Raw genomic sequence first — 12,616 nt, 5'->3', positions numbered from 1 at the left:
AAGGCCACGGGAACATCTCCTACGACCCGGCCAACCACGACTACATGGTCCGGATCCGGCAGGCCAAGATCGAGCGGATCGCCGACTCGCTCCCACCCCTCGAGGTCGACGACCCCTCCGGGGAGGCCAAGGTGCTGGTGATCGGCTGGGGCTCCACCTACGGCCCGATCGGCGCCGCCTGCCGCCGCGTCCGCCGCGCCGGCTACAACGTCGCGCAGGTCCACCTGCGCCACCTCAACCCGTTCCCCAAGGACCTCGGCGACATCCTCAAGCGGTACGACAGGGTGCTGGTCCCGGAGATGAACCTCGGACAGCTCTCCAAGCTGCTCCGCGCGGAGTACCTCGTCGACGCCATCGGCTACAACCACGTCTACGGCCTGCCGCTGAAGGCCGCCGAGCTCGCCGAGGCCGTCGGCCAGCTCGTGGGCGAAGCCGAGGGCAAGGACGTCGACCTCGGCGAGCACGGCCTCAACCCGCCGTCCGACCACGAGGAGGTTCCCAGCAGATGAGCACCCCAGCCAGCGCTGCGCTGCCCACCCCCCAGCTCCGCACCGGCACCGAGTCGGTGCCCCGGTACGAGTCGGCCGACGGACCGCAGACCGCCAAGGAGTTCACCAGCGACCAGGAGGTCCGCTGGTGCCCCGGATGCGGCGACTATGCGGTGCTCAAGGCCGTGCAGTCGTTCCTGCCCGACCTCGGCCTGCGCCGCGAGAACATCGTGTTCGTCTCCGGCATCGGCTGCTCCAGCCGGTTCCCGTACTACCTCGACACCTACGGCATGCACTCGATCCACGGCCGTGCGCCGTCGATCGCGACCGGGATCGCCACCGCCCGCGAGGACCTGTCGGTGTGGGTCGTCACCGGAGACGGCGACGCGCTCTCGATCGGCGGCAACCACCTGATCCACGCCCTGCGCCGCAACGTCAACATGACGATCCTGCTGTTCAACAACCGGATCTACGGCCTCACCAAGGGCCAGTACTCACCCACCTCGGAGGTCGGCAAGGTCACCAAGTCCACCCCGGTGGGCTCGCTGGACCACCCGTTCAACCCGGTCTCGCTGGCACTGGGGGCCGAGGCCACCTTCGTGGCCCGGACCATCGACTCCGACCGCAAGCACCTCACCGCGGTGCTCTCCGCCGCTGCTGCCCATCGCGGCACGTCGTTCGTGGAGATCTACCAGAACTGCCCGATCTTCAACGACGGCGCGTTCGACGCGATCAAGGACCGGGATACCAAGGACCACGCGATCATCCCGCTGGTCCACGATCAGCCGGTCACGTTCGGCCTTCGCGACGAGGCGACCGGGCTGGGCGACAAGGCCCTGGTCCAGGCGGCCGGCGGCGGCGTGGAGGTCGTGGAGACCGCCTCGGTGCCGCTCGAGCAGGTGCTGGTCCACGACGCGCACCACCCCGACCCCTCGACCGCGTTCGCGATCTCGCGACTCACCGACGCGGGCTACCTCAACCGGTCGCCGATCGGCATCTTCCGCCAGGTCGAGCGCCCGACGTACGACGACCAGGCCCGCGCCCAGGTCAGCTCGGCCGTCGAGGCCGCGAGTGCCGGCGGCGGTACCCCGGAGGACCGCCTCGCGTCGCTCATCGGCGCCGGCGACACCTGGACCATCGACTGAGGCGGCGGCCCGCGTGAAGGATTAGTGGCCCGTCGTCCCCGGTCGCTAACCTCGCAGCGTGCCCGATGCCAAACGCGGTTTTCTGCTGGGCGTCGCCGCGTACGTCATCTGGGGCGCGTTCCCGCTCTACTGGCCGCTGCTCGAGCCGAGCCGCGCCGTGGAGATCCTCGCGCACCGCGTCGTGTGGTCGCTCGTCGTCACCGTCGCCCTGGTCGTGCTCCTCCGTCGTACGACGGCTCTGCGCGCCGTCCTGCGGGACCGCCGGAAGGTGCTCCTGCTGACGGCCGCGGCGATCACGATCAGCGTCAACTGGGGCACCTACATCTACGGCGTGAACAGCGACCGCGTGGTGGAGACCTCGCTCGGCTACTTCATCAACCCGCTGGTGACGGTGCTGATGGGGGTGATCATCCTGCGTGAGCAGCTCCGGCCCGCCCAATGGGTCGCGCTCGGGATCGGGTTCGTCGCCGTCCTCGTACTCAGCCTCGACTACGGGCGGCCACCGGTGATCGCACTGGTGCTCGCCTTCTCGTTCGGCACCTACGGGCTGGCCAAGAAGTCGGCGGGCGTCGGCGCCATCGAGAGCCTCACCTTCGAGACGGCCGTGCTGGTCCCGATCGCCGCGAGCTACCTGGTCTGGCTGGGCATGGCCGGCCAAGCACACTTCGCCGACCAGGGCCTCGGCCACGTGGCGCTGCTGCTGGCCAGCGGAGTGGTCACCGCGATCCCCCTGCTCTGCTTCGGCGCGGCCGCGACGCGGGTCTCGATGACGACGCTGGGCCTGCTGCAGTACCTCGCGCCGATCCTGCAGTTCGCGCTCGGGGTGACCCTCCTCGGCGAGCACATGCCGCCCGGGCGGTGGGTCGGGTTCGGACTGGTGTGGCTGGCGCTGGTGGTCTTCACCGCCGAGGCGCTGCGCACCCGCCGGCGGCAGCTCGGCCTCGCGGCGGAGGCCAGCGCGGTGTAGCTCGCCGCCGAGCTCAGGCCGAGCGCACCGCCACCACGTCGGCGAAGGACTCCAGCGCGGCGCGCACCGAGCCCTCGGGCAGCACCACGAGGAGCTTCTTGGCCTCCTGGGCGCGCGCGACGACGTGATCGCGCGCCTCGGCGAGGGCGGGGTGCTTGCGCAGCAGGTCGAGGGCTTCCGCGTGGAGGGCGTCGTCGGTCAGGTCCTGGTCGAGCAGCTCCAGCAGGCGCCCGTCGTCCGGGTCCTGCGACGCCCGGGCCAGCAGCACCGGCAGGGTCGGAACCCCCTCGCGAAGGTCGGTGCCGGGCGTCTTGCCGGACTCCTCGGTCTCCGAGGCGATGTCGAGGATGTCGTCGGACAGCTGGAACGCGGTGCCCACGAGCTCGCCGTACTGGGTGAGGGCCTCGACCACCTCGGGCGCCGCACCGGAGAACAGCGCGCCGTACCGGGCCGAGGTCGCGATCAGCGAGCCGGTCTTGCCGGCCACCACGTCCAGGTAATGCTGCAGCGGGTCCTCGTCGGGCCCGGGCTTCACGGTCTCGAGGATCTGTCCTTCGACGAGCCGGGTGAACGTCTCGGCCTGGATGCGCACCGCATCCGGGCCCAGCTGCGCGGTGAGCTCGGAGGACTTGGCGAACAGGAAGTCGCCGGTCAGGATCGCCACCAGGTTGTCGTAGCGCGAGTTGGCCGAGTCGGCGCCGCGGCGCAGGTCGGCCTCGTCCATCACGTCGTCGTGGTACAGCGAACCCACGTGGGTGATCTCGACGACGCAGGCCGCCGTGAGCACCTCGTCCGCGTCGGGGCGCGGCCCGGCCTCGGCGGCCAGCAGCACCAGCAGCGGGCGGAACCGCTTGCCGCCGGCGGCGAGCAGGTGCCGCGCCGCCGCGGTGACGTACGGCGCCCGGCTGGACGCGTGCTCGAAGAGCGCCTCCTCCACCGTGGCCATCCGGCTGCGGAGACGATCCGCGAGGGCGGCGTCGACGATCGGCAGGGCCAGCTCGGCGGGAGACACGGGGCTCACCTGATGAAGTCTCCCGTACTCGTCACCAGATCGAGAACCGGCCCCGGCAGTACTCCGAGCACCAGGGTCGCCGCGAGGCACACCACGACGGTGCCGGAGGTGAGCAGCGAGGATTGGGTGACGACTCCGGTGCCGTCGGGGTGCGGCTCGGTGAAGAACATCAGCCGGATGTGCCGAACGTAGAAGGCGACCGCCACGATGCTCGACGCGATCGCGACCAGGACGACCGGCCAGGCGCCCGCGGACAGGGCCGAGGTGAAGACCGCCCACTTGCCGATGAACCCGGCCGTCAGCGGGATCCCGGCCATGGACAGCAGGAAGAACGCGAACGCGAACGCGACCAGCGGCGACGTGCGGCCGAGCCCGGCCCACCGGTCGTAGTGGGTGGCCTCGCCGCCCGCGTCCCGGACGAGCGTCACGATCGCGAAGGCGCCGATCATCGCGAAGCCGTAGGTGGTCAGGTAGAACAGCACCCCCTCGAGCGAGGAGTACTGCCCCTCGGCCAGCTCGCCCGCGCTCTGCACGCCGAGCACGCCGGTCAGCAGGAAGCCTGTGTGCGCGACGGAGGAGTAGGCGAGCATCCGCTTCACGTCGTTCTGGACGACGGCGAGCACCGCGCCGAGGACCATCGAGGCGATGGCGACGACCCAGAGCATCGGCACCCAGCTCCAGCGCTCGCCACCGAACGCGACGTAGAGCAGGCGGAGCAGCGCGCCGAAGGCGGCCACCTTCGTGCCGGCGGCCATGAAGGCGGTGACCGCGGTGGGCGCGCCCTGGTAGACGTCCGGGGTCCAGGCCTGGAACGGGGCGGCACCGACCTTGAACAGCAGGCCGACCGCCAGCAGGGCGATCCCGGCGAGGAGCAGGCCGTGGTTGGCCGATCCGGCGCGGACCGCCTCGTTGATGCCGGCGAACGAGACCGACCCGGCGTAGCCGTAGACCAGCGCGGCGCCGTACAGGAAGAAGCCGGAGGAGAAGGCGCCGAGGAGGAAGTACTTCATCGCCGCCTCCTGGCTGAGCAGGCGGCGACGGCGCGCGAGCCCGCACAGGAGGTAGAGCGGCAGCGAGAGCACCTCGAGCGCGACGAACATCGTCAGCAGGTCCCCCGAGGCCGGGAACAGCAGCATCCCGCCGACCGCGAACAGCAGCAGGGGGTAGACCTCAGTGTGCTCCAGCCCCCGCGTGGACGCCTCGCGCTCGGTGTCGGTGCCGGGAAGCGCCGCGGCCTGGCCGGTGAACCCGGACACGCCGCCCTCGAGCTGACGCTCGGCGAACAGCGCGACCCCGCCGATGGCGAAGACGAGGATCAGCGCCCACAGGTAGATCGTCGGCCCGTCGACGACGATGCTGCCCTCGGCGCCCACCAGGCCGAGCGCACTCGAGCCGTCGAGCCCGGTGTGCCGCTCGAGGTCGGTGCCGACCACGATCGTCGCCACCAGCGCACCGACCACGGCGAGCATCGAGAGCACGACCTGCGGAAGGCGGCGCTGCTCCCGGGGCAGGAACGCCTCGAGCACCACCCCGACGCACGCGGCACCGAAGACGATGAAGAGCGGGAGGAGCTCGGCGTACTCGAGCTCGGGCTTGGTGAAGTCCATCAGTGCGACTCCCCTTCCTCAGCCTCGTGGTCTCCGGGCGGGACGACCGGCTCGTCGTCCTGGATGCCGACGTGCTCCATCAGGTCCGCCACCATCGGGTTGCTCACATCCAGCAGCGGTGCGGGATAGAAGCCGAACAGCACCATCGCGGCGGTCAGGGGCACCACGGCCACGAGCTCGCGCACGCCGAGGTCGGTCATCGGCCTGGTGGCGACGGCAGTGGCGCCGTGGGCCTGGTCCGTGTGGTCCGTGCCGGGCGGCAGCTCGCCCGTGCTCTCCAGCAGGCCCTCGGGCGAGGGTCCGGTCATCGCACGCTGGTAGAACCAGAGCACGTAGATCGCGGAGAGCACGACAGCGGTCACCGCGATGGCGCCGACGTACCAGGCGTAGTCGAAGGCCGCCACGAAGACCAGGAACTCACTGACGAACGGCGAGAGCCCCGGCAGGCCCAGCGTGGCGAGGCCGGCGACCAGGAAGAGTCCAGCAAGCACCGGCGCGACCTTCTCGAGACCGCCCATCTGGCTGATCAGCGACGTGCCGCGGCGGTCGTAGATGTAGCCCGCGGTGAGGAACAGCGCAGCCGTCGCCAGCCCGTGGTTGACCATGTAGAGGACCGCCCCGGTGCCGCCCTGGCTGCTGAGCGCGAACACGCCGAGCGTGATCAGGCCGAAGTGGCTGAGCGAGGTGAGACCGATCAGGCGGAACACGTCGTCCTGCCCGATCGCCACGAGCGCGCCGTACACCACGGAGATCAGGGCGAGCACGATCACCAGCGGCGTGGCCCACTGGGAGGCCTCCGGGAAGATGCCGAGGCAGAACCGCATCATCCCGAAGGTGCCGATCTTGTCGAGGATGCAGACGAGCAGCACGCCGGTTCCGGGCGTCGCCTTCTCGGTCGTGTCCGCCAGCCAGGTGTGCAGCGGGAAGAGCGGCGCCTTGATCGCGAACGCGATGAAGAAGCCGAAGAAGAGCCAGCGTCCGGCGTCGGTCCCGATGTCGAGCTGCTCCAGGTCCGAGAGCAGGTAGGACGGCGCCCCCTGCTGCGCGGAGACGACGTAGAGCCCGATCACCGCGGCGAGGAGGATGAGGCCGCCGGCGAGCTGGAACATCAGGAACTTCAGGGCGGCCGCACCGCGACCCTCACGACCGAAGCCACCGACCAGGAAGTACGCCGGGATCAGCGTGGCCTCGAAGACGACGTAGAACAAGAACACGTCGGTGGCGCAGAACACCGCCAGGGCCAGGCCCTCCAGGGCCAGCGCCCAGGCGACGAAGGCCTTCGCCCCGGTGCCCTTGGGGTCGTCGGCCTTGACCCACTCGGCGACGAGGACGAGTGGCACGAGCAGCACCGTGAGCAGCACCATCAGCAGGCCGAGCCCGTCGACGCCGAGCGCGTAGTGCACGCCGAACGCCTCGATCCACTCGTGCTCCTCGCGAAGCTGGCGGCCGGCGTCGAGCTCGTAGGAGATCGCCACGACCGCACCCACGCCGAGGGTCGCCATGGCGACGCCGAGGCCGGCGACCTTGCTGAGCGCGGACGGCATCAGCGCGACGGCGACGGCGCCGACGAGCGGCAGCCACACCAGGACACTGAGGATCGGGAAGTTGTCCATCAGAGGTTCACCGCCACCAGGGTCACGACGAGGATGACAGCGCCGGCGAGCACCGACAGCGCGTAGGAGCGGACGTATCCGGTCTGCAGCCGCCGGAGCGCCTGTCCGGTGCCGGCCAGGAACGACGAGCCACCGTCGAACGCGCCGTCCACGACGGAGCGGTCGGCCGCCACGAGCCCATCGACCAGCACGACGCCGGGCCGTACGACCAGACCGTCGTTGATCGCATCCCCGTAGAGGTCGGCGCGCGCAGCCTTCGTCGCGAACGACACGTCCGCGGGCGCCTCGCGTGGCACGTCCTGCCTGCCGACGAGGAACCAGGCGAGCGCGGCACCAGCCGCCACGACGGCCACCACGAGCAGGGTGATCAGGATCGCCGGGATCGGCGGCTCGTGGTGCTCGGCGTGGCCGACGACCGGGCTGAGCCAGTCCACGATCCAGTTCCCGGCGAGCATCAGGCCGCCGAGCACCGACAACGCGGCGAGCACGACCAGCGGGACGGTCATCACCGCGGGGCTCTCGTGCGGGTGCGCGTCCTTCGCCCAGCGCTTCTCGGTGAAGAACGTCATCAGCATCAGCCGGGTCATGTAGAACCCGGTGATGCCGGCACCGAGCAGCGCGCAGACGCCGACCAGCCAGTTCTCGACCAGCGCGGTCTCGATGATCTTGTCCTTCGACCAGAACCCGGAGAACCCGGGGAAGCCGATGATCGCGAGGTAGCCCATCGCGAAGGTCAGGAAGGTGACCGGCAGCATCTTCTGGAGCGCGCCGTAGTGACGCATGTCGACGTCGTCGTCCATCGCGTGCATGACCGAGCCGGCGCCCAGGAACATGTTGGCCTTGAAGAACCCGTGGGTCAGCAGGTGGAAGATCGCGAACGCGTAGCCCGCCACGCCGAGGCCCGCGCCGAGCATCATGTAGCCGATCTGGCTCATCGTGGAGCCGGCGAGCGCCTTCTTGATGTCGTCCTTCGCGCAGCCGATGATCGCACCCCACAGGAGCGTCACCGTGGCCACGATCACCACGGCGGTCTGCGCGGCCGGGGCGAGCTCGAACACGAAGTTCGAGCGGGTGATCAGGTAGACGCCGGCGGTCACCATGGTGGCCGCGTGGATCAGCGCGGAGACCGGCGTCGGGCCCTCCATCGCGTCGAGCAGCCAGGCCTGGAGGGGCACCTGTGCCGACTTGCCGCAGGCACCGAGCAGGAGGAGCACGCCGATCCAGTTCAAGGTCGTCTCGGTGGCGCCGGGAGCGGCCGCGCTGATCGCGCTGAAGCTCGTCGTACCGAAGGTGACGAACAGAAGGAAGATCGCCAGGCCCAGGCCCATGTCGCCGACCCGGTTGATGACGAACGCCTTCTTGGCCGCGGCGGCCGCCGAGGGCTTGTGCTGCCAGAAGCCGATGAGCAGGTACGACGCCAGGCCGACGCCCTCCCACCCGAGGAACAGTCCGACGTAGTTCTCGGACAGCACCAGCATCAGCATGGCCGCGACGAACAGGTTGAGGTAGGCGAAAAACCGGCGCCGTCGCGGGTCGTGCTCCATGTAGCCGATCGAGTACACGTGGATCAGCGAGCCGACACCGGTGATCAGCAGCAGGAACAGAGCGGACAGCGGGTCGTAGAGCAGGTCGACCCCGATGTGGAGACCGCCGGCCTCGATCCAGTCGTAGACGTGCTGGGAGACCTGGCGGTCGGACTCGTCACGGCCGAGCAGGGCGATGAAGAGCACCAGGCTGACCGCGAACGACCCGACCGAGGTCGCCGTGCCGAGCAGGTGCCCCCACCTGTCGGTGGCCCTGCCGCCGAGCAGCAGCACGGCGGCACCGGCCAGCGGGAGCGCGATGATCGACCAGAGCAGGACGAAGGGACCGTCGGCGGTGGTCGGGTCGACCACCGGGACGTGCGTCTCGGCAGCCTTCACCGCCAGCGCGGAGAGTGCGGTCATCTGGGTGCTCTCCTCAGAACTTCAGCAGGCTCGCGTCGTCGACCGAGGCCGAGCGACGGGTCCGGAAGATGGTCATGATGATCGCCAGGCCCACCACGACCTCGGCGGCGGCGACGACCATCACGAAGAAGGCCGCGATCTGGCCGTCGAGGTTGCCGTGCTGGCGGGCGAAGGCGACGAACGCCAGGTTGCACGCGTTGAGCATCAGCTCGACGCACATGAACACGACGATCGCGTTGCGCCGGGTGAGGACGCCGATCGAGCCGATCGTGAAGAGGATCGCGCTCAGGATGATGTACTCCGTCATGCCTCGCCCTCCGTGCGGTCGGTCGCTTCGCTCCCCCGCTGCTGCGCAACCGTGGAGCCGGTGGCGGCGGACTTGCCACTCGTCTCCGGCGTGAGCTCGGGCCGGTGCTCGGCGTCGGAGCCGAGCTGCGCGGTGACCTCGTCGATGTCGCGCAGGCCGGTCGGCTTCATGGTGCCGCGGGCGGCGAGCACCCGGGACACCGACGCCGCGGCGGGACTGCCGTCGGGCAGCAGAGCCGGGGTGTCGACGGCGTTGTGGCGGGCGTAGACACCCGGAGGGGGCAGCGGTCCGAGGTGTGCGCCGGTCTCGGCGTACGCGCGAACGCGCTCCGCGGCGAGATCGGTCTGGGTGCGTCTCGGCGTCAGCCGCTCGCGGTGGGCCAGCACCATGGCGCCGACGGCGGCGGTGATCAGCAGCGCGCTGGTGACCTCGAACGCGAACACGTACCGGGAGAACAGGAGGTTCGCGAGCGCCTTCACGTTGCTCTCCCCGTTGGCCTCCTCGAGCCCGACAGCCGAGCCGAAGGTGAGCTGGGCGAGGCCGACGACCGCCACCAGGGCGAAGGCCAGGCCGGCCAGCCACGCGAGCGCACGCTGGCCCTTGATCGTCTCCACCAGCGAGTCCGAGGCGTCGACCCCGACCAGCATGATCACGAACAGGAACAGCATCAGGATGGCGCCGGTGTAGACGATGATCTGGACGGCGAACAGGAAGGGCGCCTCGAGCACGGCGTAGAGCATGGCGAGGCTGATCATGACCACCGCCAGCAGCAGCGCCGCGTGCACCGCCTTGCGCACGAAGAGGATGCCGAGCGCAGCGAGCACCATGATCGGTGCGAGCACCCAGAACGCGATCATGCGAGGGTCTCCTTGCCCTGGGCGGTCGGAGGTGCGGTCGGACCCGCCGGGGCGGCCGGGTCGGTGGGCTTGAAGTCGCCGCGGTAGTAGTCCTGGTCGTCGTCGCCGAGCAGCATCGGGTGGGGCGGCTGCTCCATCCCGGGCAGGAGCGGGGCGAGCAGGTCGGACTTCTCGTAGATCAGGCTGCTCCGGCTGTCGTCGGCCAGCTCGTACTCGTTGGTCATCGTCAGCGCGCGGGTGGGGCACGCCTCGATGCACAGCCCGCAGAGGATGCAGCGCAGGTAGTTGATCTGGTAGACCCGGCCGTAGCGCTCACCCGGTGAGAACCGGCCCGAGCCGTCGGGGTCCTTGCTGTTCTCGGCGCCCTCGACGTAGATGGCGTCGGCGGGGCAGGCCCATGCGCACAGCTCGCAGCCGATGCACTTCTCCAGGCCGTCGGGCCAGCGGTTCAGCTGGTGTCGGCCGTGGAACCGCGGCGCGGTGGGCAGCTTCTCCTTCGGGTACTGCTCGGTGACGACCTTGCGGAACATCGTCCTGAAGGTCACGCCGAACCCGGCGACGGGGTCCCACAGCTGCTCCTTGAGCGAGGGTCCCTTCTGCTCAGCCATTGCTGCTCACCTCTGTGTCGGTGTGGACGTCGGAGTGGAACACCAGCGGCGCGGCCGCACCCTGCACCGGACCACCCGCCGGCATGGGCGGGACCGGGTAGCCGCCGGCGCGCGGCGGGAACGCGCGGGCCGGGGCCTCCTCCTGCTTCTCCGGGATCAGGAACGTGACCAGCAGTACGGCGAGCACGACGCCGATCGAGATCATCCAGAACTGCGGGTCCTGGGCGAGTCCGTCGTCGAAGACGCCCTCGTTGCGGGCGGCCCGCATCGTGGCGACCGCGATGATCCACGCCAGCGCGATGGGGATCAGCCGCTTCCAGCCGAACGCCATGAACTGGTCGTAGCGCAGACGGGGCAGCGACCCGCGCAGCCAGATGAAGATGAAGATGAAGAACATGACCTTGCCGAAGAACCACAGCACCGGCCAGTAGCCCTGGTTGGCACCCGCCCAGACCTCGTCGATCCAGAACGGCGCGTGCCAGCCGCCGAGGAACAGCGTCGTGGCGAGGGCGGCCACCGTGGCCATGTTGATGTACTCGGCGAGGAAGAACAGCGCGAACTTCAGGCTGGAGTACTCGGTGTGGAAGCCGCCGACCAGCTCGCCCTCGGCCTCCGGGAGGTCGAACGGTGCGCGGTTGGTCTCGCCGACCATCGAGATCAGGTAGATCACGAACGACGGCAGCAGGATCAGGCCGAACCAGAGGTCGTCCTGCGCGGCGACGATCTCGCTGGTGGACATCGATCCGGCGTACATGAACACCGAGACGAACGCGAGGCCCATCGCGACCTCGTAGGAGATCATCTGCGCGCTCGACCGCAGTCCGCCCAGCAGCGAGTACGTCGACCCGCTGGACCATCCGCCGAGGACGATGCCGTAGATGCCGATGGAGGCGATGGCCAGCACGAACAGCACCGCGACCGGCATGTCCGTGAGCTGGAGCGGGGTGCGCTCGCCGAAGAAGTTCACCTCGGGGCCGAACGGGATCACGCTGAAGGTCACGAACGCGGGCACCGTGGCGATCACCGGCGCCAGCACGAAGACCACCTTGTCGGCCGCCTTCGGGATCAGGTCCTCCTTGAAGGCCAGCTTCACCCCGTCGGCGAGTGACTGCAGCAGGCCGAACGGACCGTGCACGTTGGGTCCGATCCGGTGCTGCATCCGGGCCACGACCCGGCGCTCCAGCCAGATGTTGAAGAGCGTCAGCAGGACCAGGACCAGGAAGATCAGCAGCGTCTTGAGGCCGATCACCCACCAGGGGTCCTGGCCGAACGCGTCCAGGCCGGTGTTCACGCGGTGCCCCTTTCGCCCATACCTCCGGTGATGGTGACCGTCGTGCCCGGCGAGGCGAGGTCGGCCAGCACGCCGTTGCCGACGGAGTTGGCCGGCACCCAGACCACGCCGTCGACGAGGTCGTCGGCGATCTCGGCGGGAAGGGTCATCGAGCCACGGTCCCCGGTGAGGCTGATCGTGGGTCCGTGCTCGTCGTAGAGGGCGCGAGAGACGAGGGCGACCGGCGTGCGACCCGTGGCCTTCAGGAACTTGTCGCCGTCCTGCATCCGTCCGTTGTCGATCATCTGCTTCCAGGTGGCCAGGACCAGCTCCCCGGTGCTCCGGTCGGGCGAGGGTCGCTGCGGGACCGCCTCGAGGGAGGTCGACCGGGCCCCGTCCCAGGGTCCCAGCTGCTGGAGCTCGGCCCGGGCCTCCTCGACGGTCTTGAAGCCGAGGGGGGTGCCCAGCTGCTCCGCGATGCCGGCGAGGGCACGAAGCTCCGGGAGCGAGGCGGGGTTGCGCAGGGCGGCGTCCCAGGAGCGGACGCGGCCCTCCCAGTTGACGAAGCTGCCGGACTTGTCGGTGACGGGAGCGACGGGGAAGACCACGTCGGCGGCGTCGGTGACCTCGGTGGCGCGGAGGTCGAAGGCGACGACGAACCCGGCGGCCTCGATCGCGGCACGAGTGGCGGCCGGGTCAGCGGTGTCGTCGGGGTCGACGCCCGCGACGACGAGGCCGCTCAGCTCGCCGGCCGCGAGCGCGGCGACGATCGCGTCGGCGTCGCGGCCCTCGGCCT

At 70.0% G+C, this 12,616-nt stretch carries 11 protein-coding genes and 1 pseudogene; 3 read left to right on the top strand and 9 right to left on the bottom strand.

Going from position 1 to position 12,616, the window contains the following annotated elements; translation table 11 throughout:
* The 3 genes and pseudogenes from E7Z54_RS04890 to rarD form a co-directional block, all read left to right on the top strand.
* Positions 1-509, top strand: a pseudogene (locus tag E7Z54_RS04890) (2-oxoacid:acceptor oxidoreductase subunit alpha); the annotation flags it as partial.
* Complete coding sequence (locus tag E7Z54_RS04885; protein WP_136431896.1) at positions 506-1,633, top strand: 2-oxoacid:ferredoxin oxidoreductase subunit beta; 1,128 nt, start codon at positions 506-508, stop codon at positions 1,631-1,633. The pseudogene E7Z54_RS04890 and the gene E7Z54_RS04885, both read left to right, overlap by 4 nt.
* A gap of 58 nt (positions 1,634-1,691) precedes the next feature.
* The gene (gene rarD / locus E7Z54_RS04880; protein ID WP_136431895.1) at positions 1,692-2,600 is read left to right on the top strand and encodes an EamA family transporter RarD; all 909 of its coding nucleotides are present in this window, start codon (positions 1,692-1,694) and stop codon (positions 2,598-2,600) included.
* Positions 2,601-2,613: 13 nt separating this feature from the next.
* Here the strand turns inward: rarD and E7Z54_RS04875 are convergent, their stop codons facing one another.
* From E7Z54_RS04875 to E7Z54_RS04835, 9 genes are all read right to left on the bottom strand, one after another.
* The gene (locus E7Z54_RS04875) at positions 2,614-3,612 is read right to left on the bottom strand and encodes a polyprenyl synthetase family protein (protein WP_240769519.1); all 999 of its coding nucleotides are present in this window, start codon (positions 3,610-3,612) and stop codon (positions 2,614-2,616) included.
* Between the two features lie 5 nt (positions 3,613-3,617).
* A complete protein-coding gene (gene nuoN / locus E7Z54_RS04870) occupies positions 3,618-5,219 on the bottom strand; it encodes an NADH-quinone oxidoreductase subunit NuoN (protein ID WP_136431894.1) in 1,602 nt (533 codons plus the stop codon).
* Complete coding sequence (locus E7Z54_RS04865) at positions 5,219-6,832, bottom strand: NADH-quinone oxidoreductase subunit M (RefSeq protein WP_136431893.1); 1,614 nt, start codon at positions 6,830-6,832, stop codon at positions 5,219-5,221. The genes nuoN and E7Z54_RS04865 overlap by 1 nt, the downstream gene beginning before the upstream one ends.
* Positions 6,832-8,778, bottom strand: a complete 1,947-nt coding sequence (gene nuoL, locus E7Z54_RS04860) for an NADH-quinone oxidoreductase subunit L (RefSeq protein WP_136431892.1) — start codon at positions 8,776-8,778, stop codon at positions 6,832-6,834. Before nuoL ends, E7Z54_RS04865 begins: the two co-directional genes overlap by 1 nt.
* A 13-nt stretch (positions 8,779-8,791) precedes the next feature.
* Positions 8,792-9,085 (bottom strand): NADH-quinone oxidoreductase subunit NuoK, encoded by a 294-nt coding sequence (gene nuoK, locus E7Z54_RS04855; protein WP_136431891.1) that lies wholly within the window; start codon positions 9,083-9,085, stop codon positions 8,792-8,794.
* On the bottom strand, positions 9,082-9,942 hold the full coding sequence (locus E7Z54_RS04850) for an NADH-quinone oxidoreductase subunit J (protein ID WP_136431890.1): 861 nt from the start codon (positions 9,940-9,942) through the stop codon (positions 9,082-9,084). The genes nuoK and E7Z54_RS04850 overlap by 4 nt, the downstream gene beginning before the upstream one ends.
* Complete coding sequence (gene nuoI / locus E7Z54_RS04845; protein WP_136431889.1) at positions 9,939-10,550, bottom strand: NADH-quinone oxidoreductase subunit NuoI; 612 nt, start codon at positions 10,548-10,550, stop codon at positions 9,939-9,941. Before nuoI ends, E7Z54_RS04850 begins: the two co-directional genes overlap by 4 nt.
* A complete protein-coding gene (nuoH, locus tag E7Z54_RS04840) occupies positions 10,543-11,841 on the bottom strand; it encodes an NADH-quinone oxidoreductase subunit NuoH (protein WP_136431888.1) in 1,299 nt (432 codons plus the stop codon). The genes nuoI and nuoH overlap by 8 nt, the downstream gene beginning before the upstream one ends.
* Positions 11,838-12,616 (bottom strand): molybdopterin-dependent oxidoreductase (locus tag E7Z54_RS04835; protein WP_168798168.1); only part of this gene is annotated, 779 nt, incomplete at its 5' end. The genes nuoH and E7Z54_RS04835, both read right to left, overlap by 4 nt.

This window comes from Nocardioides sp., from assembly GCF_004803405.1.
GTDB classification, from domain to species: domain Bacteria; phylum Actinomycetota; class Actinomycetes; order Propionibacteriales; family Nocardioidaceae; genus Nocardioides; species Nocardioides vastitatis.
Note: the sequence above shows the minus strand (reverse complement) of the source record. Positions and strands in the feature narration are given on the sequence as shown.

What these genes read in the sequence shown, in the direction of transcription:
- nuoN (WP_136431894.1), bottom strand. Translation starts at nt 5,219, where the DNA reads ATGGACTTCACCAAGCCCGAGCTCGAGTACGCCGAGCTCCTCCCGCTC.
- nuoI (WP_136431889.1), bottom strand. Translation starts at nt 10,550, where the DNA reads ATGGCTGAGCAGAAGGGACCCTCGCTCAAGGAGCAGCTGTGGGACCCC.
- E7Z54_RS04865 (WP_136431893.1), bottom strand. Translation starts at nt 6,832, where the DNA reads ATGGACAACTTCCCGATCCTCAGTGTCCTGGTGTGGCTGCCGCTCGTC.
- E7Z54_RS04885 (WP_136431896.1), top strand. Translation starts at nt 506, where the DNA reads ATGAGCACCCCAGCCAGCGCTGCGCTGCCCACCCCCCAGCTCCGCACC.
- nuoL (WP_136431892.1), bottom strand. Translation starts at nt 8,778, where the DNA reads ATGACCGCACTCTCCGCGCTGGCGGTGAAGGCTGCCGAGACGCACGTC.
- nuoK (WP_136431891.1), bottom strand. Translation starts at nt 9,085, where the DNA reads ATGACGGAGTACATCATCCTGAGCGCGATCCTCTTCACGATCGGCTCG.
- E7Z54_RS04850 (WP_136431890.1), bottom strand. Translation starts at nt 9,942, where the DNA reads ATGATCGCGTTCTGGGTGCTCGCACCGATCATGGTGCTCGCTGCGCTC.